A 21,143-nucleotide genomic window follows, 5' to 3' on the forward strand; every position below is an offset into this window, starting at 1 on the left:
AACTTCTGGTGACTCCGTTTGCCCCATCCCGCTAGACTTTCCGGACGGCGCGATCGGGAGTGGTCGGCCGAAAGTACCTCGAATCACTGGGCCCGGGCCCGGGACCGGTCAACGGAGTGTCTCGCGATGTCTCGATTCGCAACACGGAGTTTCACGGGTTTGGTCGTCGCCGCCGCCGCCGCGACCGCCTCCGCACAGCAGGCCGCGACCGGCGTTGATGCGGCGGCCATGCTCAAATACAAGCCCTCGCGGCCGAAGGTTGACTTCGAAATGCCCGCTGCGGCCGACATCGCCAAGTGCCGTGTCGACACCGAACAGCGCGGCAAGTCGACTGGCTACGTCCTGTACGGCCCGCAGGGGCAGGTGCTCCGCCGCTTTGTCGACGCCGATGCACGCGGCACCATCAACGAGTTCCGCTATTACGACAGCGGTATGGAGGTCTACCGCGAGGCCGATACCAATGGCGACTCCAAGGCCGACCTCTTCCGCTGGCTCGGCCCCGGCGGAATGCGCTGGGCCATCGATAGCGATGCCGATCTCAAGATCGACCGCTGGCAGCAGATCTCCGCGGAAGAGGCCACGCTCGAAGCGATCCGCGCCATGGCGGCCGGAGATGCCGCGACGCTCAAGAGCCTGATGGTCAGCGCCGACGACATTCGCACGCTCGGCATCTCGCCAAAGGTCGGGGAGCGCCTCCTCGCTCAAAGCAAAGACATCCCCGGCGCGATGCGCCAGGCGATGACCGGCTCGAAGACCCTCACCGCCGCCACCGAATGGGAGCGTTTCGATTGCTCGATGCGCGTCCCGTCCTGCCTCGCCGCCAGTTCCGGCAAGTGGGACAAGGACCAGCTCGTCTACGAAAACGTCATGGCCATGGTCCGCACGGGCCAGGAAACCGGCTTCGTGCAGATCGGTGAAATGGTCAAGGTCGGCGACACCTGGAAGCTGACGCGGATTCCCAGGCCCATTGACGGCGACAATCTGCAGGTCGAAGGCGGCATCCTGATGCAGGAGTCGCTGGACGGCGCCAGCGGGGGAGCCGCGGAAGGTCTCTCGCCGGAGGCCCAGAAACTGGTCGAGCAACTCAAGGTGCTCGATGACACTCGCCCGGCCGAGAACGCCTCGAAAGACACCATCGAGAAGTACAACATCGCCCGCGCCGACTTGATCACCCGGCTCGCCAAGGCCTCCACCAGCGAGAGCGAGAAAGTGCTCTGGTGGAAGCAGCTGGTGGAAGGCGTCGCCGCCAACACCCAGATGGGTGTCTTCCCGAACGGCGTCGAGCGACTGGCCGCCATCGAGAAGGACATCGAAGCGACCGGACTCACCGATCTCATCCCGTTTACGAAGTTTCGTGTCCTGCTCGTGACCTTCGCTGAGAAGATGAAGGCCGCCACCGACGCCGCAGCCCGTCAGAAAGTTCAGGAGGCGCACCTCCAGGACCTGTCGGACTTCGTGAAGGAGTACTCGAAATCCGAGGAAGCGCCAGAAGCCATCTGGCAGGTGGCGACCACCGTGGAATTCAATGGCAACGCCGCTGCCGCGACCGACTGGTACAAGATCGCGTCGTCCCGGTACGCCTCGTCGCCCGCAGGCATTCGCTCAAAAGGGGCGCTCAACCGCCTCGACCTCAAGGGCAAGGAACTCGCTCTCAGCGGACCTTCTCTGGATGGCAAGGGAGTGGTGAATGTCGCCTCGATGAAGGGCAAGGTCGTCGCCGTTGTCTTCTGGGCAACCTGGTTCAAGCCGAGCGTTGACGAGACGCCGCAACTGGTCGAACTCTACAAGCAGTACAATCGACAGGGATTCGAGATCGTCGGTCTGAACCTCGACCCCGAGGGAACGCCCGTCTCGAATTTCCTCAGGGACCAGACGGCCGCATGGCCTCAAATCCTCGATCCGGGCGGCATGGAGAACGGCAAGGCCGCGCGGGAGTTCGGCATCATCGCTCCCGGAACCATGTTCCTGGTCGGCAAGGACGGCAAGGTCATCTCCAACAGTGCGTCCATGGAAGACCTGAAGAAGCTCCTGCCCGAACTGCTGGCGGGCAAGTGAGCGAACAGCTCGAGGCGCTCATCCGGCTCGCGTGCCAGGCCGAAGTGCTGGCACGCAAGCCGGGAAACGTGCATCCCGAAGCATCGTTCAACGACCTCGACGCCGACGATTTTCTGCGGGCGGCTGACGCCGTGGCGCCGCGTCTCGCCGAGGCCGCTGAACTCGGCGTCGGCAAAGCGGTCTACGAGTCGGTGCGGGCAACCCGTCAGTCGGTCGCGACAAACGCCAATCTTGGAATCTGCCTTCTCCTCGCCCCCTGCGCCGCAGCTGTGGGGCAGGGGGACGCGTTGCGGCCTGCTCTGGCGAGGAGGCTCGAGGCATTGAGCGTGGACGACGCCCGTTGGGCCTACCGTGCCATTCGCCTGGCCATGCCGGGCGGCCTCGGAACGGCTGAGCAGCAGGACGTCTCGGACGAACCGACGGTGACGCTTCTGGAAGCGATGCGCCTGGCCGCTGATCGCGACGATGTCGCCCGCCAGTTTGTGACGGGCTTTGAAGATGTTTTCGAAACCGGCCTCTCCGCCTTGCGGGATTTTCGCGCCGCGGGCATCGAACGGGCGATCATCGGCGCTCATCTCCGGCTGATGGCGGCAAGGCCCGATACGTTGATCCTTCGCAAATGCGGCCCTGGGATTGCGACGGAAAGCGCCCAGCGGGCCGCTGCCGTCCTCGAAGCCGGTTGGCCCGATCGAGGTGACGCGGATCTGGCCGGACTCGATCACTGGCTTCGGGCCGATGGTCATCGCCGCAATCCCGGAACGACTGCGGATCTCATCGCGGCAACGATCTTCGTCGCCCTGTGCGAAGGAGTGCTGGACTCCGCCCGCGTGCGACAGTGGGCCTTCAAGCTCGCCTGAGAGTCGGTCCACCTCACGTCGACGGCCACACAAAAGTGTGTCCGCGCGGACCGATCAGTCCTCAGAGCGACGTCTGGTCACAGGGTCTTCAGATACTCCAGCACGGCCCGTTTCTCGTCCTCGTTGAGATCATCGACGAAGAGATGCCCTGCCGCGCTCTTGGAGGGCTTCGAGGTGTCGAAATACCAGCGACGATCGGCCGAACTCATCTGTTCCGGAATCGCCTCGAGCGTTTCGACGGTCAGCCCCATCCGCTCACGATCCACGGAGTCCGAAGTCCGTCGCCAGATCCGGGGGCGTTCCTCAGGATGCAGCACATGCCACAGGGTCGGCACCGACCCGTTGTGAAAGTACGGAGCGCTGGCCCACACGCCGTCCAGCGGCGGAGCAACGTAACCGGCCGGTTTCGTCTCCACATGATCTTCGCCAAACCGGCTCATCCACCCGTCCTTCATCCACTGGCGATGCTCGGCCGACAGGGCCTGAAATCGAACGGGATCAGTGCCGATTTCGTTCAGCGGAACGACCTTCTCGGGATAAGTCTCCTCGTTCACGTCCCCGTACGTCCCGTGGCACCGGGCGCAGTGATCGTTGAAAGCCGCCAGTCCCCTCTGGGCAAGCGGCTGATCGACAGGACCGTCGTACCGCGGAGGCTGCACGGTGTGCATCCACTTCAGGATCTGTCGGAAATCCTCCTCCCAGCCGAGGATTGTCTCCCGGTCGTTCTCAGGGAGCAGCATGAACTGCATCACCGCCCGGTGCGTCTTGGGGGAGAATCCGTCGGCGTAGAGACGCTGTTTTTTCGCCAGATGCCACCAGGGCGGGGCATCCATGTCGTGGTGCGCCAGCTTGGGAACCGGACGCGACGTGTCGACGCTCATGTCCGGCAGCCGCTTGGCCCCCAGGATGACCCCGAAGATCACCGAATTGGAGGTCCCGTTCGTCGTGTTGAGAGGGAGCTTCAGGATCGCCATGTCCAGATGCGACGGCCGCTTCAGGCTCAACAGCTTGGTCCGCCGCACGTCCTCGGTCAGGGTCTGCAACGCGTATCGGTTGTTGCCCAGCCCCGGAGAGGGCGACCCCTCGAGAGTTCCCCCGTGGCAGGCGAGACAATTCATCACCCACCCTGAGTCGGTCTTCACATAGCCAAGCAGGTCGAATTCACCCGCGGAGGCCCACGGATTCAGGGTCAACCCGTAATGCTCCGCGATCATCCGGCGGCGCTCGGCCAAAGGCAGCCCCTCGGCCGCGGCCCGCTCCGCTTCCGGCCAGTTCCAGGGCAGTTGGTCGAACGTCGCCTGGTCGAAGTCAGCCGGCAGGAACGCACGGGACTTCAGGATGCGCCAACCCGGATGATCTGGCTCCGGCGCGCCGAACGGGCCCGCGGAATCACTGGCCGCAGCGAACCGGGACGCCAGAACGATTGCCACGATCCACACGAGTGCTCGCGCGATCTTCGTCCGCCAGTCCTTGGAACACGCCGCACACATACTCAACTCCCGGGAGGTCCGCCGATTTTACGCCTGACCGCGACCACGAGGAGAATCTCACACGCAAATTTGACGGCGATCCCTATAATTCGCGGCTTGCAGAATGAAGGCTCTCAATCCCGGCGCGCGCTCTGCGCTCCGGCCTTTCCCCGGTTTGATTCCATGGCGCAGTACATTTTCACGATGGAGGCCGTCTCGAAGGTCTACGACGAGAAGGTCATCCTCAAAGACATCTGGCTCTCCTTCTACCCCGGGGCCAAGATCGGCGTCCTCGGCAACAACGGGTCCGGAAAGTCGACGCTGCTCCGGATCATGGCCGGAGAAGACAAGAGCTTCGAAGGCGAGGCCCGCCCGGCCAAGGGCGTGAAGATCGGCTACTTCTCGCAGGAGCCGCGGCTCGATCCGGAAAAGACCGTCGATCAGTGCGTGGCCGAAGGCGTCGCCGAGTCGCAGGCGATCCTCGATCGCTACAACGAGATCAACGCGAAGCTCTGCGAACCGCTCGAACCCGAGGAGATGGAAAAACTCCTCGAAGAGCAGGCCCAGGTACAGGACAAGATCGACCACGCCAACCTGTGGGAACTCGATCGCGAGGTGGAAATTGCCTCGGACGCCATGCGGCTTCCCCCCGGCGACGCCATCGTCAAGCACCTGTCCGGCGGTGAAAAACGCCGCGTCGCGCTCTGCATGCTGCTGCTGCAGAATCCCGACATTCTTCTCCTCGACGAACCGACGAACCATCTGGACGCCGAGTCGGTCCGCTGGCTCGAGCAGTTCCTCGGAAAGTTCCCCGGCACGGTCGTGGCCGTGACCCACGATCGATACTTCCTCGAAAACGTCGCCGGCTGGATTCTCGAACTCGATCGCGGGAAGGGCATTCCTTTCGAAGGAAACTACACCTCCTGGATGGAGCAGAAGCAGGCCCGCCTCGACGTCGAAAACAAGAAGGACGAAAAGCGTTCGAGGATCCTCAAGCAGGAACTCGAATGGGTTCGGATGTCGCCCAAGGCCCAGGCGACCAAGAACAAGGCCCGTATGCAGCGGTACGAGGAACTCGTCGCCCAGCAGTATGACGCCCGCGACGAAGCGCCGGACATCCAGATCCCGGTCACCCGTCCCCTCGGCAACCTCGTCGTTCGCGCGGAGAACCTCTCCAAGGCGTTCGGCGACCGGGTCCTGTTCGAGAACCTGAGCTTCGACCTCCCCCGCGGTGGCATCGTCGGCGTCATCGGCCCCAACGGCGCCGGCAAGTCGACGCTGTTCAAGATGATCACCGGCCAGGAGCAGCCGACGGGTGGCTCGATCCGCATCGGCGACGCCGTCGACATGGCATTCGTCGACCAGAGCCGCGACACGCTCGACGGCGACAAGTCGGTCTATGATGAAATCTCCGGCGGCTCCGACATCCTCGAAGTCGGAAAGGTGAAAATCCACGCCCGCTCCTACTGCGGCCGATTCAACTTCAAGAAGTCCGACCAGCAGAAGTTCGTCCGCGACCTCTCCGGAGGTGAACGCAATCGCGTCCACCTGGCGAAGCTGCTCCGCAAGGGCGGCAACCTCATCATCCTCGACGAACCGACGAACGATCTCGACGTCGATACGCTCCGCTCCCTCGAAGAAGGACTCGCGAACTTCGGCGGTTGCGCCGTCGTTTCGTCCCACGACCGCTGGTTCCTCGACAAGATCGCCACCCACATCCTGGCGTTCGAAGGCGACAGCCAGGTCGTCTGGTTCGAAGGCAACTTCTCGATGTACGAGATGCAGCGCCACGAACGCCTCGGCACCGACGCCGACCAGCCGCACCGCGTGAAATTCAAACCGCTGAAACGGTGATGATTTTCTGGATTCTCGGCGAGCGGGGGGCGTCAGCCCCCTGTGTCAACAGCGAGTGGCCCAACCCACGATGCCAGCGGCCTCGCCTGATCGCGAACATACCTGACGCCACCAACAACAGCTTCTGCTGATGGCAACTTTCTCTTCGACCCTGACTCGGTCCACCACGTTCCAGACAAGGGGCGTCCAAACGACTTGTTCAATGATCGCGACGCGTAGCTCTTGAAGTCCCGCAAGATGTTTTCTGGATCGGGATCGCCCACGACGCGCAGGGCAACGTGGACATGGTTGCTCATGACGGCAATCGCGAGGATCACCCAACCCCGATAATCGGCCGTCTGTAGCAACTGGTCGAGTGTGACTCGGGCTTGGTCGCCGGTAAGCCAGTTTGGCTTCCCCTTCAAGAATGCGGCGCTGGCACGTTCCAGGCCGGGCATCGCACGGTCGAACTCTTCACCAATTCGATTGCGACGAATTCGACGGTCGTCATCGCGTTTGACCTGCCCGACAAAGCCGCGTTCGTCACCCGGAAGCCAAGTTCCATACGTCGTCCAGGTCAGAAGCCAGACGCGAACTGAAGGATCATCCATAACGCTGCCCGTTCGTTTGTGGTAGCCGCATTCACAGGGGGCTGACGCCCCCCCCGCTCGCCGGTTCGAGTTGGTGCAGGACTGCTACAGCTGCCCCATCACCGCCGCGCCGCGATCCCGGTAATTCGGCAATCGGTCGCTCAGGTGCAGCACGCGAAGAATGTCGGCGTTGTCGTGGCTGAGACCGCACAGCCGGAATGTCCCCCCCTCCAGGTGCAGCCGCTTGTGCAGCGCCACGACCTGGCCGACGAGGAAGCTGAACAGCATCACGTTGCCGTCAAAATCCATCACGACGCGCTTGATGCCCGTGTTCGAAACTTCGCGAGCCACGCTTTCCGCCAACGGCGGCTCTCCCGGTGCTCGCGGGGACGGGGCGGTGACATGAAAGAACAGCCATTCAGGGCTCGACTCGACATGCATCTGCCAGCCGTTGTTCAGATCGATCATTGTGCGGGCGCAATCAGGAAGTCGCGTTCAGTTTGGCGATCAGGGCCTCGCGAACAGCCTTCGCGTCCGCCCCTTTCAGCTGCTTCATCACCTTACCAATGACGGCGCCGAGCGCCTGCTGCTTGCCCGCACGGAAGTCTTCGACGGCCCGCGGGCTCTCCGCGAGGGCCGCGATGATCGCCGCATCAACGGCCGCATCGTCCTTCACCACGGCCAGTCCACGTTCCGAGATGATCGCGTCGATCGTTCCGGCTGCAAAATCCACCACATCCCCCGCATCCAGAGCGGCGTCGTGCTGGCTGAGCAGCTCGGCGAAGACTTCACGCCCCCCTTTGATCGTGAGCCCGCCTCGGACGATCCTTCCCAGGAGGTCGCCGAGCAGGCCGGCCGTCACCGGGAAGTCGGCGATCGAGAGCGATCGCTCGTTCATCTCGCGCAGCACATCCTGGGTGACCCAGTTGGCCGCCTGCTTGCCGTCCCCGCACGCCTTCGCCGTCGTTTCAAAATAGTCCGCGAAATGCTTTCCGCGCCCGACGATCACCCCCGCGTCATACGGTGACAGCCCGAACTCCCGCATCAGCCGGCGGCTGCGCGCCGTCGGCGCCTCCTGCAGCAGCTTTCTCACTTCGCTCAGTTCAGCATCGCTGACCGTCACCGGAATCAGATCGGGATCGGGGAAGTAGCGGTAGTCCGCCGCTTCTTCCTTGCCTCGCTGCGCGAACGACAGCCCCTTCTCGGCATTCCAGCCGCGGGTCTCTTTCTCGGCCCCTGGATCGCCCAGTTTCCGGCCCGTCTTTCGGAACTCGTCGATCTGACGCGCCACCTCGAACTCGATCGCCGCTTCCACGCCGCTGAACGAGTTCAGGTTCTTCACTTCCACGATCGGCGTCACCACCGACGCCCCGTCATCCCCCGTGATCCGCACGTTCACGTTCGCGTCGCACCGCAGGCTCCCTTCCTGCATGTTGCAGTCCGAAACGCCAAGGTCCGTCAGCAGCAGTCGCAGTTCCTCGAGGAACGCCTTCGCATCGGTCGACGAAGTCAGGTCTGGCTCGGTGACGATCTCCAGCAGGGGAGTGCCGGCCCGGTTCAGGTCGACTTTGCTGTCCGCCCCGCGGCCCGACTCGTCATGCATGTTCTTGCCGGCATCCTCTTCCAGGTGCGCCCGGCGAATCCGCACCCGCACATCGCTCCCCCCATCCCCCGCGATCTCCACGAATCCGTCGTGGCTGAAAGGCAGGTCGAACTGGCTGATCTGATACCCCTTCGGCAGGTCGGGGTAGTAGTACTGCTTGCGGTCCCATTTCGTGAACGGCGCAATCTGGCAGTTGAGAGCAAGTGCCGTCCGCAGCGAAAGCTGAAACGCCTCCGCGTTCAGCACCGGCAGGGCTCCTGGAAGTCCCAGGCAGACCGGGCACGTCTGCGTATTCGGCTGATCGGGATTGAACCGGTTCGGACAGCCGCAGAAGACTTTGGTCTTCGTCAGCAGCTGCACATGGACTTCAAGACCGATGATGGGTGTATGCGTCACGACCGTAGGGCCGGCTGGACCGACCCCCCTTTCAGATGGCTGAAAACGACGGGGAACCCGCAGTGTGAGTCGTCTCGATAAGGTCGTCAAACGGATCGATGAAATGCAAGAACCCCGGCCGCTCGAACGAGGCCGGGGTTCCGAATCCGCTGACAGTCATCTCAGTGAGCGTAATGCACCGGGTCCACGCTCTTGCGGCCCGACTTGATGTACTCCTCGAATTCCGGCCGGAACTTCGTCAGAGCGTTCTTCACCGGCCACGCCGCTCCATCCGACAGGCCGCAAATCGTCGTCCCCGGAATGATGCCCATCGAACTGGCGACTTCCATCAGGAGGTCGAGGTCTTCGAGGCGGCCATGCCCCGCGCGGATTCGCTCGAGGATCTTCGTCATCCATGCCGTTCCTTCACGACACGGCGTGCACTGGCCGCACGATTCGTGCGAGAAGAACCGGCAGCAGTTGTACAGCACGTCGACCATCGAGGTCTGGTCGTCCACGACCACGACGGCCGCGGTTCCCAGACCCAGGCATCCGCGCTTGCCCGGACCGGCGAAGTCCAGCGGCGTGTCGAGCTCATCAGCCGAGAAGAATCCCATGCTGATGCCGCCCGGCACCACGGCTTTCGCCTTGCGCCCTTTCCAGACGCCGCCGGCGTGCACGTCGATCAGCTCGCGGGCCGTCACGCCCATCGGCAGCTCGAAGCACCCTGGGTTATTCACGTGGCCGGCGACCGTGTACAGCTTCGGGCCATAGCTGCCCGCGTCGCGCGGATTACCCGACTCCGGAGGAATGCCGATCGACTTGAACCACTCGATGCCCCGGTTGACGATATGCGTCACGCAGCACAGTGTCTCGACGTTGTTGACGATCGTCGGCTTGCGGAACAGCCCTTCGATGGCCGGGAAGGGGGGCTTGATGCGCGGCCAGGCACGCTTCCCCTCCAGGCTCTCGATCAGTCCCGTCTCTTCGCCGCAGATGTAAGCCCCGGCTCCGCGATGCAGCACGATGTCGAGCTGGAATCCCTGGCCGAGAACGTTGTCGCCCAGGATGCCCGCCGCGTAGCACTCCTGGATCGCCTTCTCGAGGACCCGGTAACTCTTGCCGTATTCGTAACGGAGGTACAGGTACGCCCGGTTCGACTTGATCGCATAGCAGGCGATCGCGATCCCTTCGATCAGCTGATGCGGGTCGTATTCCATCAGGATCCGGTTGTTGAACGTCCCCGGCTCCGATTCGTCCGCGTTGATGCACAGGTACACCGGGCCCGGATGGTCCTTCGGCAGGAACGTCCACTTGAGGCCCGTCGGAAATCCCGCGCCGCCGCGTCCGCGGAGGCCCGAGTTCTTCACCAGGTCGGTGACTTCCGCCGGGCTCATGCCCAATGCCTTCTTCAGCGTTTCGTAACCGCCGTCGGCGCGATAGCCCTCCAGTGCGGCCGAGTTCGGCTTGTTGACGCGGGCGAGAAGGACGGGTTCAAAGGCAGGCATGTCAGTTCTTCAGAAACGTTGGCCACGGTAACCGGGAGCGACGAAGTCAGAGCGTCTTCGACAATTCGTCGAACGACTCCGGCGTCAGGTTCATGTGGCAGTTGTCGTCGACCAGCACGCACGGAGCTCCTTCGCAGGCGCCCAGGCACTCGGCGAACTCAAGTGTGATCCGGCCGTCTTTCGTCGTTTCGCCGGGCCCCACATGCAGCTTTTCACAGGCGTGGGCCAGCAGTTCTTCGCCGCCGCGAAGCGCGCAGGCGATGCTGCGGCAGACCCACACGCGATGCTTCCCCAGGGGATGTTTCTCATCCTTGAAGAAGTTGTAGAACGTCATCGTGTCGTGCACTTCCGACGGATGAAGCTCCAGCAACTGCCCGATCTCACGGATCGCCTCGATCGACACCTGCCGCATCTCGTCGTGCACCAGGTGCAGGGCCGGAAGCGTCACCGCGCGCTTGTTCGGATAGTTGGGAAAGAGGGCCCGGATTTTCTCGCGGAGGCTCTCGCTAAGCACACTCATGGGAAACAACGCCGCAACGGGGAATTCTGGCTGGTTCGGCCGGATCGTAGGTCAATCAGGGAGCGGGCATCAAGCACCCGGTTTCACGGATTCGCCCGCTTGGGAATGAATTGTCCGGAACCTTCCCGAACTTGGGCGGTTTCATCCCCGGCGCCACGGATTTGCCATCCCTCGCCGACCTCTTTCTTCGACCTGACCTTCGCGTTTGGCCAGTCGTCGCCATCGTCACGGAGCAAAACTGTGAATCGAGTCACCATCGCGTCGGTCGGACTGGTTTTGGCATGGACGACGTGCGGATTCGGCGAAGATTGGACCGCGTTTCGAGGCTCCGATGGTCAGGCCAGCGGGCAGGGGAATCCCCCCGTCAAATGGTCCGCCGCCGAGAATCTTCGCTGGACCTGCCCGCTCCCCGGGCCGGGGGCATCAAGCCCCATCGTGCTCGGCGACCGTCTCTACGTCACCTGCTACAGCGGCTACGGAGTGCCCGATGGTCCGGATGGGGCGATTTCTGAATTGAAACGCCATCTCGTCTGCGTCGACAGAGCTACCGGAAAAATCGTCTGGAACACCGTCACCGCCGCCGATTCGCCGGAGGACCCCTATCAGAGCATGCTGCGCGAGCATGGCTATGCCAGCCATACCCCGGTCACGGACGGCGAAAGAATCTACGTTTTCTACGGAAAGACCGGCGTCCTCGCCTTCGATCTCGATGGCCGCGAACTCTGGCGGCACAACGTCGGCAAGGAATCGAGCCCCATGCGCTGGGGCTCGGCCGCCAGCCCCGTCCTCGTCGGCGATCTCCTCGTCGTCAATGCCTCCGATGAGAGCCTGTCACTTCGAGGCCTCAATAAGAAGACAGGTGAAGAAGTCTGGAAAGCCGAAGGGACGAATCTCGAGTCGGCCTACGGAGCCCCGGCCATCGCGAAAATCAGCGACGAACGGACCGATATCGTCGTTTCCGGCCGCCAGGAAGCCTGGGGCGTAAACCCCGCCACGGGAAAACTCCGCTGGTACGGTGAATTCGGACGCTCCGGCGCAGCGTCCCCGACGCCGATCGTCCACGGCCAGACCGCCTATCTCTTCGGCGGCCGCGGCTCATCGACGGTCGCCCTGAAACTCGATGGAAAAGGGGACGTCACCAACTCCAGCGTCGTCTGGAAGGCCCAGCCCGGCTCCTACACTTCGACCCCCGTTCTGGTCGATGGGCGGCTCTACTGGCTCAACGACCAGCGCATCGCCACCTGCATCGACGCCGCCACCGGAAAGACGGTCTTTCAGGGCCGCACCAGCCTCGGACGCGATTCCGGAAAGCTCTACTCGTCGCCCGTCGCGGCTGCCGGCCGCATTTACCAGGTCACCTCGCGCGGCGGCACGATCGTCTTCGCTGCGAAGCCCGAGTACGAGGAACTGGCGTTGAACACGATTGAAACCGACGATTCCGATTTCAATGGAACCCCGGCGCTCTCCGGCGACGAGATGTTTCTCAGGTCGAACAAGGCCCTCTATTGCATCGCTGCACCCCTGGCGAAATAGTACCCCCTGGCAGGGATTACCAGGCAGTCACGACGGCAACGGGCAGGGGCGGACGACTTTGGCTTCCGAAACAACGGAATGGACCGTCCGCCGTGTTCTCGATTGGACGATCGGCTACCTCAAGGAGCATGGAAGCGAATCGCCCCGTCTCGAGGCGGAGGTTCTTCTGGCCCATGCCTGCGGCTGGCCCCGGATCAAGCTCTATACGCATTTCGAGGATGCCCTCTCCCCGGACGTCCGTTCCCGGATGCGCGAACTGGTGAAACGTCGGGGCGCACGCGAGCCCGTCGCCTACCTGGTGGGCTATCGGGAGTTTTTCAGCCTGAAGTTCGAAGTCGGACCCGGCGTCTTCATTCCGCGACCAGAGACCGAAACCCTTGTCCTCGAATCGCTGGAAGCCCTCAAAACCTGCGGCCACCAGAATCCTCGCGTCCTCGACCTTTGCACCGGCTCGGGAGCCGTTGGAGTGTCGATCGCCGTCAACTCTCGCTCGGCCAGCGTCATCTGCATCGATCAGAACGATGCGCCCGCTGCCTTCGCGGCGAAAAACGCGGAAAACCACTCGGTCGCTGAGCGGGTCACCGTACTTCAGGGGGACCTCTTCGAACCGCTGGCTGCCGACGCCACCTTCCATGTGATCGCCTGCAATCCGCCGTACGTCACGACGCCTGAAATCGAGCGGCTCGACGCCGACGTGAAGAGCTACGAGCCTCATGCGGCCCTCGATGGCGGTCCCGATGGCCTCGATGTGCTCCGCCGCATCATGCAGGAGGCGTCGTCGCGGCTCGTTCCGGGCGGAGCGATTCTCTTTGAACTGAGCCCGGAGCAGGGTGAGCCCGCGCAGCAGATCCTGCGCGAGGCCGGATTCACTGACGTCTCCGCCGTGAAAGATCTCTTCGGCGTCGTCCGCGTCATCAAGGGCCGTCGATCGGCCTGACGCCGGTGCGACGCTGCCCCGGTGCGACGTTGCCTGTGTCCCGACAAAAAAACACCCCTGCCGGTCAACGCGGCAGGGGTGTTTTCGATTCTGTGATCGCCTGCCGGGGCAGACGCTTGCGATTACTCTTCGGCGGCGACTTCCGCTTCCGCCGCTTCCGTCTCGGGACAGATCGAGTATTCGACCGAGTACACGTCGCGGCTTGCGGGGAGTTCCATCGGCACGTCCTTGAACGTCGCGCTCTCCAGGATCACGTCGACCGCCTTACGCTCGCGGATCTGGGCTTCGAGGTTCTCGATGACGCCCGACTTCTGCAGGCGGCTGCGGACACGGCGGGGATTCTCGCCGCTCTGGAGCGCCATCAGCAGGATTTCGTCGTTGATTTCCTGGCCGGTGACTTCGAGCTTTTCCTCTTCCGCGATGCGGTCGAGAACGAAGTGTTCCTTCAGGTTCCGGCGGGTCATCGTCAGCGACTTCTGACGCAGTTCGTTCTGCCGCGTCAGGATTTCGTCGCTGGTGAAGCCGGCCTGCTGCATTTCGAGGATTTCGCGACGCAGGGCGTTGTTGACCTGCTTCGAAACCAGCTCTTCCGGCAGGTCCCACTTGGCCGATTCGGTGATCTGGCCAAGCACCTGCGAGCGCGTCTGCTGACGCTGCGTGTAGGTCACCTGCCGCTCGAGGTTGCCGCGGATCAGCTTCCGCAGGCTCTCTTCCGACGTCACGTTCAGGCGGGTCAGGAATTCCTCGTTCAGCTCAGGCGTGTCGAGGCGCTTCACATCCAGCACTTCGAACTTCGCGGTCACTTTCTCGCCGCGGAGCTCGATCGTCGGAGCTTCCAGCGACACTGTGACCGTGGCTTCCTTGACGTCGCCGGCCTTCACGCCGGTCATCAGCTTGTCGAATCCGGTGATTTCACCGTCGGCGAACCGCAGGGTGGGGCGGACTCGCAGGGACGTTTCCTGCAGCGATTTGACGACTTCCCCATCCTTCGCGAACTCGATGTTCACGGTCAGGAAGTCGCCGTCGCGGGCCGGCTCTTCAATCGGCGTCAGTTGGCCGTACTGCTCGAGATAACGCGACAGGTGGTCGTCGATATCCTGCTCCGAGATCTCGCGGACAGGCCGCTCGATCTTCAGGCCCTTGTACTTCGGCAGATCGAATTCGGGACGCACTTCGACGTCGAATTCGTATTCGAAGTCGCCGTCATCCGGGATGTCGATCGCGTCCAGGTCGAGCTTAGGCTCGTTGATCGGATCGAGGTCCTTTTCGTCCGCAAGCTGTTCGAGGCTCTGCATGAGCACCCGCTGCTTGATCTGCTCGTTCAGTTCCTTCTTGAAACGCTTCTTCACGAGCGCCAGAGGAACGTGACCAACGCGGAATCCCGGAACCTGGGCTTCGCCGGCGAAACGGTCGATGACCGACCCTTCGACCTCGTCCAGCGAGGCGCGAGCGATCTTCACCCGGACGTGCTTTTTGCAGGGGCCGACGGGGGAGACTTCGACGTCGAGCTTCAGCTTCGCTTCGCCCGGGGCAGGGGCGACCGCCTCAGCGACGGCGGTTTCTTTCTCAGCCATGGTCATCCTCGTCCGGAATACGGCGCCTGCACCGAAAAAAATCGCCGGCACGCAGCCAGTCAAACCGATACCGGTCGAACCGATCCTGCGCCGGCTGATGCACGGTGGCGACAGTATAGCCGCCTGGCGCCACGCTGTGTTGTCTATCTCTCGAAACGGGCCAGTGCCCGATTCGTTCCTCCGGCAGATTCTCTGCCGAAGTGGCGCCGTCGACTCGACTTCGACGCCGTCCGTGCCGACCCGATGTCGGAACCACTCACATCAAACTGGTCTCGGAATCATCCGCATCGACTTGGTGTCGATGTGAACGAAACAGAGCGGGTGAAGGGACTTGAACCCTCGACATCCACGATGGCAACGTGGTGCTCTACCAACTGAGCTACACCCGCAACTCGCGACTGGCCTCAACCCGCCGCAAATGCGAACGCGGATTATGAACAGTTCGCTCGGGTCGTCAAGCGACGACTTGTCTGAACATTTTCGTCCCGAAGAGAGACGACACTTCAGCCAATAGCCCGGTTCGTCTGATGTCCTCAGGATGGCCGCTGCAGCAGGAACACTGCCTCCCCTCCAATCCGGCGCGCAACAACGTCCAGTAGACGCTCGGCCCCATAAACCCCGGCCGGCCAGATGCGGTTCGCGAAGGGAATTCCCAGGCGATAACGCTGCTGGCGGCGGATCGTCAGCCCGGCCGCCTCGACACCCTTTTCAATGTCATCCAGCCGAAAATAGGAGATTTTATATCCCTCCTGTTGTTCGGAACGCCGGCCTGTCCACATCGTCTTCAGTCGGTTCCCCACGTGACCCGACAGCGACGACTGCAGGAGAATTCCGCCTCCCGGCGCCAGCATCGCCCCCAGGTGTCGCAGCAATTCCTCCAGCCTGCCCGTGTGGGCAATCAGTCCCAGGCAGAGAATCAGGTTGTAGGAACCCGACACATTCGTCGGACGGAAAGAAAAAATGTCCTGGTTGACGAAGTCGAACCGGATCTTCCCCTCGTGACGCTCCAGACGCTGCCGCGCCTGTTGCAGCATGTTCGTGGAGAGGTCGACGACTGTGGCCTCGCGGAACCTGCCCGAGGACAGGATCGACTCCGTCACTTCCCCGGTCCCGGACGCGCAATCGAGGAGCGCCCCACTGAAGCCGCTCGCGAAATCACTCGCGATTTCCAGCCGTCGGTGGAAGTTGTAGGTAATGCTCGACTTCTTGTCGGAATAGAAATCGGCGTAGTGGGCCGCGCGTTCCTGAAAGACGGCCGCTTGGGGCGAATTCCACTGCTGTTGGTCGTCGCCGCTCACTCACCACCTCCGCAATGTTCACTGGTTCGGCATCCATTGCCTGCGGCGGAGTGTGACTGGAACGTTCATTCCGAGGAAGCCGGATCCGGGGCGATCAGCCGCACCATGGCGGGCGGACGGGTGCCGCTCCCGGTCTGCATCGTCGCCGAATCGCCGAGGTCCGCCCGGGCCTGTTCCGCGAGACGCCTCAGCCGGCTCACCACCTCAGGTTGCTCGTCGATCAGATTCCTCGTTTCGCCCACGTCCGACCGCAGGTTGTAGAGCGCCGCCTCCGTCGTCTGCTGACGATATCCGTTCGGCCGCCCCTCCATGCCGGGCGCCTCTGCCAGGCTCCGGTACTTGTGGGGAAAATGCAGCTTCCAGTCGCCGCTGCGCACCGCCTGCAGCTCCTTGTCCCAGTAAAAATAGAGGGCGTCATGCGGTGACCTGGCTCCAGCCTGACCCGAAATCAGCGGCCAGACGTCCAGTCCGTCGATCGCGTGGGCAGGCAAGGCCGCTCCGATCAGCCGGGCGATTGTCGGCAACAGGTCGATGGTCATCACCGGCTCCTGGCATGTGGTTCCGGCAGGAATCTTTCCAGGCCAGCGCATCACGCACGGCACGCGCACGCCCCCCTCGAACGTCGTCCCTTTGCCTTCACGCAGCGGTCCCGCCGATCCGGCGTGGTTCCCATAGGAAAGCCACGGGCCGTTGTCGGTCGCAAAAATCACGAGCGTCTTTTCGTCGAGCCCCTGCTTCTTGATCGCCCCGAGAATCTCCCCGACCGACCAGTCGACCTCCATCACTACATCGCCGTACAGCCCCTGACGGCTCTTCCCTCGGAATTTGTCCGACACGAACAGCGGCACGTGCACCATGTTGTGCGCCACGTACAGGAAGAACGGCTTCTCGTGATTCGCCTCGATGAACTTCACCGCCCGTTCGGTGTACCAGGTGGTCAGGTAGGGCTGGTCATCGGCCGTCACATCGGCGTCGACGATCTTGTCCCCCTCGATCATCGGCAGGGGAGGGTACGCCTTGGGGTTCGTCGGATGAAAAGGCCACATGTCGTTCGAGTACGGGAGCCCGAAATACGTGTCGAACCCGTGATGCACGGGGAGGAACTGCCGGTGATGGCCCAGGTGCCATTTCCCGAACATCCCCGTCGCGTACTCCTTCTGCTTGCAGATCTCCGGCAGCAGCACCTCCTCCGAGTGAATCCCGTGCTGCGTCTTCGGACCGGGCGCTCCCAGCATGCCGATCCGGTTGGGATAGCAGCCGGTCAGCAGGGCCGCCCGCGACGCGCCGCAGACCGCCTGCGCCACGTAGAAATCCGTCATCCGGACCCCTTCCGCCGCCATCCGGTCGATATTCGGCGTGTCCAGCGTCTTCGACCCGAAGCAGCCCAGGTCGCCGTAGCCCTGGTCATCCGTGTAAATGATGACGACGTTCGGAACGCGATCCTGGGCGAAGGTCGGGTGAGGCAAAGCGGCCAGGCAGGCCAAAAGTGTCAGAATGGCTTTCATCGGCGGCCGCCTTGGAGAAAGGAGTCGTTGATCGCAAGGATCATGCCTCCACCGATGCGGCAACGCCAGTGCAGGCGACACTGACATGGAAATTCTTCCAGAACCGCGCAGCTTCCGTTGCGGTGCCTGGCCTCTCGAGACTCTGAGCCCGTCCCGCTCAACCGGGTGAAATCAGCAGGCTGACCCCGGGGACCGACAACTTCTTGATGAACTCTGCAGCGCTCAACTCAAACAGAAACTGGGAGTTTCGTTCGAGAGGGTTGTAGATGTGATACACGTCGTTGTTTCCATGGCCTCCCGTCTGTTCGTCGAGGTGGACCCACGTCTCCTGGTCAACGATCCCGTCGACGTTGATTCTCGCGGCCTGTTGGAACTCGCGGACACGGGCCTCGGTTTTCACGCCAAAGATTCCATCGACATCGAGTTGGGGCAGTTCGGGCCGCCATTTGTTCAGCGCGGCCTGCAGGAGGGGAACCTTCTCGTTCGGCATGCCCCTCCACAGCCTCGGAAGGTTCTCCATTCCACGCCCCTTGGCGTGTCCAAGAACACAAATCCAGTGTCCGGACACGATGGAACCGATCGCCAGCAGGGCGCCCTGTCGAGACTCGACTCGGGGCACGCGCGGCATCACCAGCCTGCGAAGTTCCTGCTCGCCTCTCAGTCGGCTGAAGTACTGCGACGAATACCCGGCGTCGCATCCGAGGACCCGCAGGTAATCCTGCATCTCAATCGAAGAATTGACGGCCTTGCTGGAATCCATCAGCGGCCTGAAATCGCCACCGCCCAGGTACATGTTCCGGGCGTCATAGACGTCCTCATCGCTGAACATCACTGAGCCGGTGCCCTCCCCGTAGCGATTCACGAGATTCAGCGCGAAGCCGGCGAAATAACCACAGTCGTAGCTGTCCGGCGCTTGCCCGATCGTTCTCAGCGTGCCCTGCATGAGATTCTCCAGAACTGGCGGAGGATGACGTTCTTGTGTCGGATTAGCCAACACTTGCAATGGCGGAATCGACTCGCCAATGCAACAGCATCCGCGGAGAATCTTGTGTTCTCGCCTGCATCACCCCAGGGGCGGGGCCAACTTTTCAAGAACCGGCTTCCGGTCTGAACTGGCTCGCAGGCGGATCAGGCGTCCTCGTCGTGAACATCCACCGACGGGCCCGCTCCCGGATTCACCGGGTGGTGCGGGCGGTGATCGAGATGACCTTCCCCCGCCGCATCTTCCCGCGCGCTCGCCACCAGCGAGGCCACAACGCCCGTCGCCAGGATTCCCGCGATGATACCCAGCGAAATCCCGATCGGAATGTGCCCCAGGCCGCTCGCCTGCAGGATCATCTTGATCCCGATGAACGCCAGCAGCACGACGAGCGCCGTCTTCAGGTAGCGGAACTTGTCCATCAGCCCGGCCAGCGCGAAATAGAGCGAGCGCAGCCCGAGGATCGCAAAGATGTTCGACGTGAACACGATGAACGATTCCTGCGTCAGCCCGATGACCGCCGGAATCGAATCCAGGGCGAACATCACGTCCGTCCCTTCCACCAGCAGGATCGTCAGGAACAGCGGCGTCACGTGCCGCACACCGTTGATTTCGGCGAAGAACTGGCTGCCGTGGTACTGGGTCGTGACGGGATAGAACTTCCTCACCATCCGCACGACGAGGGTCTTCTCGACCTCGATCTCTTCTTCGCCCGCCTTGAACATCTTCCACGCGGAATACAGCAGGAGTACCCCGAAGACATACATCATCCAGTGGAACTCTTTGATCAGGGCGGTTCCCCCCGCGATCATCAGCCCTCGAAACACGACCGCCCCTAGAACACCCCAGAACAGGACGCGATGCTGTTCCGCAGGTGGGACGCGAAACGCCGCGATGATTAGGGCGATCACGAAGATATTGTCGACCGACAGCGAGTACTCCAGCACGTACCCCGCAAGGTAGACGAGAGCCGCGTTCATCCCGCTCAGCGGGACCTCTTTCTCCACGCGTTTGCCTTCGACCCGCTGGACGACCCGCTCAGTCCCTTGCAGCAGCCCGCTGTCATAGAGGTAGTAGACGACGCCGGTGAAGGCGAGGGCCATCGTGACCCAGATCAGGGTCCACTTCAGCGCCTCCTTCATCGAAATCGTGTGCGATTTCCGGTGGAAGACCCCCAGGTCCAGCGCGACCATGAAGGCGATAAAGGTCAGGAAGCCGGACCAGATCAGAAACGTCTGCATGGAATGCGGGAAGAAGACTGCGGCGGGCGAAAAGCGCGGGGCAGCGTAGTCGACTGCCCCGCAACGGTACAGGAACGGTCGCAGCGGCTTGTCAGGACCAGGAATCCACCACCGAATCCTGCGACCCGCGGGCAATCCCTACCTCCGACCCTCAATTCCCGATTACCGCCACGTTCCGGCGCGTCAACTCGCCCTTGCGCCGATATAATGGCCGATTAAAGGATTCAATCATGTCAGCCTCGCTCGAACTCCCTGTTGTCGACGCCTTCGCCGGAGTCCCCGCTCCTCCGGAGGATCCCCTTGCGCTGATGGACGAAATCGACCGGCTCAAGGTCGAAAAGGACGCCACGATCCTCGCCCACTACTACGTGGATGGCGAGATCCAGGACATCGCCGACGTCAGCGGCGACAGCCTGCAGCTCGCCCGCGCCGCCACGAAAGTCACCTCCGGCACAATCGTGTTCGCCGGCGTCCATTTCATGGGCGAGTCGGCGAAGATCCTGAATCCGGAGAAACGGGTCCTGATGCCCGACCTCCTCGCCGGCTGCTCGCTGGCCGACAGCTGTCCCGCCCCGGCCCTCAAGGCCTTCCAGGACAACCTGCGGGCGGAAGGGCGGCAGTTCGAAACGGTCGCCTACATCAACACCACCGCGGCCGTGAAGGCCCTCTGCGACTGGATTGTCACCAGCGGAAACGCCCGCGAGATCATCGAACGCGTTCCGGCGGACAAGGAGATCCTGTTCGTTCCCGATCAGCACCTGGGCCGCTACCTCATGGAAGTGACCGGCCGCCCGATGATTCTCTGGCCCGGCTCCTGCATGGTGCACGAGGTCTTCTCGATTCAGGACCTCCTGCGCGCCAAACGCAACAATCCGAAGGCCGTCGTCATCGCGCACCCGGAATGCCCGCGCAACGTCCTCGAGCATGCCGACGTGATCGGCGGCACCGAGAAGATGAAGAAGCACGTTTCCGCGATTGCCGAGCCGACGACCTTCCTCGTGGCGACCGAAGCCAACATGATCCACCCGCTGCACAAGGCCGCGCCGCAGCACACCTTCATCCCGGTCCCCGGCATCATGACCTCGACCGGTGAGACCTGTGCCTGCAATCGCTGTCCGCACATGGCCCGCAACACGCTCCAGAAGGTGCGCGACTGCCTGCGCGACGGCCGGCCCGAAATCACATGGCAGCCTTATTTCGACGACGCCCGCGACGTCCTGATCCGAAGCCTGCTGCAGTAGGACGCAGCGGAGTGATCCGCGGGCC

The 21,143-nt window shown here is 62.8% G+C and carries 17 protein-coding genes and 1 tRNA gene; 6 read left to right on the forward strand and 12 right to left on the reverse strand.

All coding sequences use genetic code 11. The features are described 5' to 3' along the window. The first annotated feature begins 126 nt into the window (after nucleotides 1–126). Both Pan44_RS15965 and Pan44_RS15970 read left to right on the forward strand, forming a co-directional pair. Nucleotides 127–2,055 carry a TlpA disulfide reductase family protein gene (locus Pan44_RS15965; RefSeq protein ID WP_145031008.1) on the forward strand — a complete coding sequence of 643 codons (1,929 nt, stop codon included), beginning with the start codon at nucleotides 127–129 and terminating at the stop codon, nucleotides 2,053–2,055. Then, entirely contained in the window at nucleotides 2,052–2,912 is an 861-nt protein-coding gene (locus Pan44_RS15970; protein WP_197453373.1) for a triphosphoribosyl-dephospho-CoA synthase, read from the forward strand. Before Pan44_RS15965 ends, Pan44_RS15970 begins: the two co-directional genes overlap by 4 nt. A gap of 77 nt (nucleotides 2,913–2,989) precedes the next feature. Here Pan44_RS15970 and Pan44_RS15975 read toward each other — a convergent pair whose 3' ends face one another. Next, nucleotides 2,990–4,402: a c-type cytochrome gene (locus tag Pan44_RS15975; protein ID WP_145031010.1), complete on the reverse strand. Its 1,413-nt coding sequence runs from the start codon at nucleotides 4,400–4,402 to the stop codon at nucleotides 2,990–2,992. Nucleotides 4,403–4,564: 162 nt separating this feature from the next. Between Pan44_RS15975 and ettA the strand changes: the two genes are divergently transcribed. Beyond that, nucleotides 4,565–6,235: an energy-dependent translational throttle protein EttA gene (gene ettA / locus Pan44_RS15980; RefSeq protein ID WP_145031011.1), complete on the forward strand. Its 1,671-nt coding sequence runs from the start codon at nucleotides 4,565–4,567 to the stop codon at nucleotides 6,233–6,235. A gap of 32 nt (nucleotides 6,236–6,267) precedes the next feature. On the opposite strand, the gene Pan44_RS15985 is transcribed toward ettA, so the two are convergent. The 5 genes from Pan44_RS15985 to Pan44_RS16005 form a co-directional block, all read right to left on the reverse strand. Next, on the reverse strand, nucleotides 6,268–6,825 hold the full coding sequence (locus Pan44_RS15985) for a transposase (RefSeq protein ID WP_145031012.1): 558 nt from the start codon (nucleotides 6,823–6,825) through the stop codon (nucleotides 6,268–6,270). Nucleotides 6,826–6,909: 84 nt separating this feature from the next. Next, on the reverse strand, nucleotides 6,910–7,272 hold the full coding sequence (locus Pan44_RS15990; RefSeq protein ID WP_145031013.1) for an STAS domain-containing protein: 363 nt from the start codon (nucleotides 7,270–7,272) through the stop codon (nucleotides 6,910–6,912). 13 nt (nucleotides 7,273–7,285) lie between these two features. Next, nucleotides 7,286–8,803, reverse strand: a complete 1,518-nt coding sequence (gene gatB / locus Pan44_RS15995) for an Asp-tRNA(Asn)/Glu-tRNA(Gln) amidotransferase subunit GatB (protein WP_145031014.1) — start codon at nucleotides 8,801–8,803, stop codon at nucleotides 7,286–7,288. A gap of 161 nt (nucleotides 8,804–8,964) precedes the next feature. Then, nucleotides 8,965–10,290, reverse strand: coding sequence for an NADH-quinone oxidoreductase subunit NuoF (gene nuoF, locus Pan44_RS16000; RefSeq protein WP_145031015.1), 1,326 nt, complete (start codon nucleotides 10,288–10,290; stop codon nucleotides 8,965–8,967). A gap of 46 nt (nucleotides 10,291–10,336) precedes the next feature. Next, nucleotides 10,337–10,810, reverse strand: coding sequence for an NADH-quinone oxidoreductase subunit NuoE family protein (locus tag Pan44_RS16005; RefSeq protein WP_145031016.1), 474 nt, complete (start codon nucleotides 10,808–10,810; stop codon nucleotides 10,337–10,339). A gap of 240 nt (nucleotides 10,811–11,050) precedes the next feature. On the opposite strand from Pan44_RS16005, the gene Pan44_RS16010 reads away from it, so the two are divergent. Both Pan44_RS16010 and prmC read left to right on the forward strand, forming a co-directional pair. Continuing rightward, nucleotides 11,051–12,343, forward strand: coding sequence for a PQQ-binding-like beta-propeller repeat protein (locus Pan44_RS16010; RefSeq protein WP_197453374.1), 1,293 nt, complete (start codon nucleotides 11,051–11,053; stop codon nucleotides 12,341–12,343). A 58-nt stretch (nucleotides 12,344–12,401) separates the two neighbouring features. Then, nucleotides 12,402–13,280 (forward strand): peptide chain release factor N(5)-glutamine methyltransferase, encoded by an 879-nt coding sequence (gene prmC / locus Pan44_RS16015; RefSeq protein WP_231754073.1) that lies wholly within the window; start codon nucleotides 12,402–12,404, stop codon nucleotides 13,278–13,280. Between the two features lie 122 nt (nucleotides 13,281–13,402). Here the strand turns inward: prmC and tig are convergent, their stop codons facing one another. From tig to Pan44_RS16045, 6 genes are all read right to left on the reverse strand, one after another. Further along, nucleotides 13,403–14,854, reverse strand: a complete 1,452-nt coding sequence (tig, locus tag Pan44_RS16020) for a trigger factor (protein ID WP_145031019.1) — start codon at nucleotides 14,852–14,854, stop codon at nucleotides 13,403–13,405. 316 nt (nucleotides 14,855–15,170) lie between these two features. After that, nucleotides 15,171–15,243: transfer RNA gene (locus Pan44_RS16025), tRNA-Gly, on the reverse strand. A 144-nt stretch (nucleotides 15,244–15,387) separates the two neighbouring features. Continuing rightward, nucleotides 15,388–16,152 carry a class I SAM-dependent DNA methyltransferase gene (locus tag Pan44_RS16030; RefSeq protein ID WP_145031020.1) on the reverse strand — a complete coding sequence of 255 codons (765 nt, stop codon included), beginning with the start codon at nucleotides 16,150–16,152 and terminating at the stop codon, nucleotides 15,388–15,390. A gap of 65 nt (nucleotides 16,153–16,217) precedes the next feature. After that, nucleotides 16,218–17,657, reverse strand: a complete 1,440-nt coding sequence (locus Pan44_RS16035) for a sulfatase family protein (protein ID WP_145031021.1) — start codon at nucleotides 17,655–17,657, stop codon at nucleotides 16,218–16,220. A 157-nt stretch (nucleotides 17,658–17,814) separates the two neighbouring features. Then, the gene (locus tag Pan44_RS16040; protein ID WP_145031022.1) at nucleotides 17,815–18,600 is read right to left on the reverse strand and encodes a peptidoglycan-binding domain-containing protein; all 786 of its coding nucleotides are present in this window, start codon (nucleotides 18,598–18,600) and stop codon (nucleotides 17,815–17,817) included. Between the two features lie 185 nt (nucleotides 18,601–18,785). Then, nucleotides 18,786–19,877, reverse strand: a complete 1,092-nt coding sequence (locus Pan44_RS16045) for a TerC family protein (RefSeq protein ID WP_145031023.1) — start codon at nucleotides 19,875–19,877, stop codon at nucleotides 18,786–18,788. Between the two features lie 230 nt (nucleotides 19,878–20,107). Between Pan44_RS16045 and nadA the strand changes: the two genes are divergently transcribed. After that, the gene (gene nadA, locus Pan44_RS16050) at nucleotides 20,108–21,118 is read left to right on the forward strand and encodes a quinolinate synthase NadA (protein WP_145031024.1); all 1,011 of its coding nucleotides are present in this window, start codon (nucleotides 20,108–20,110) and stop codon (nucleotides 21,116–21,118) included. The last annotated feature ends 25 nt before the right edge of the window (nucleotides 21,119–21,143 follow it).

The organism is Caulifigura coniformis (assembly GCF_007745175.1).
In the GTDB taxonomy this organism is placed as follows: Bacteria; Planctomycetota; Planctomycetia; order Planctomycetales; family Planctomycetaceae; genus Caulifigura; species Caulifigura coniformis.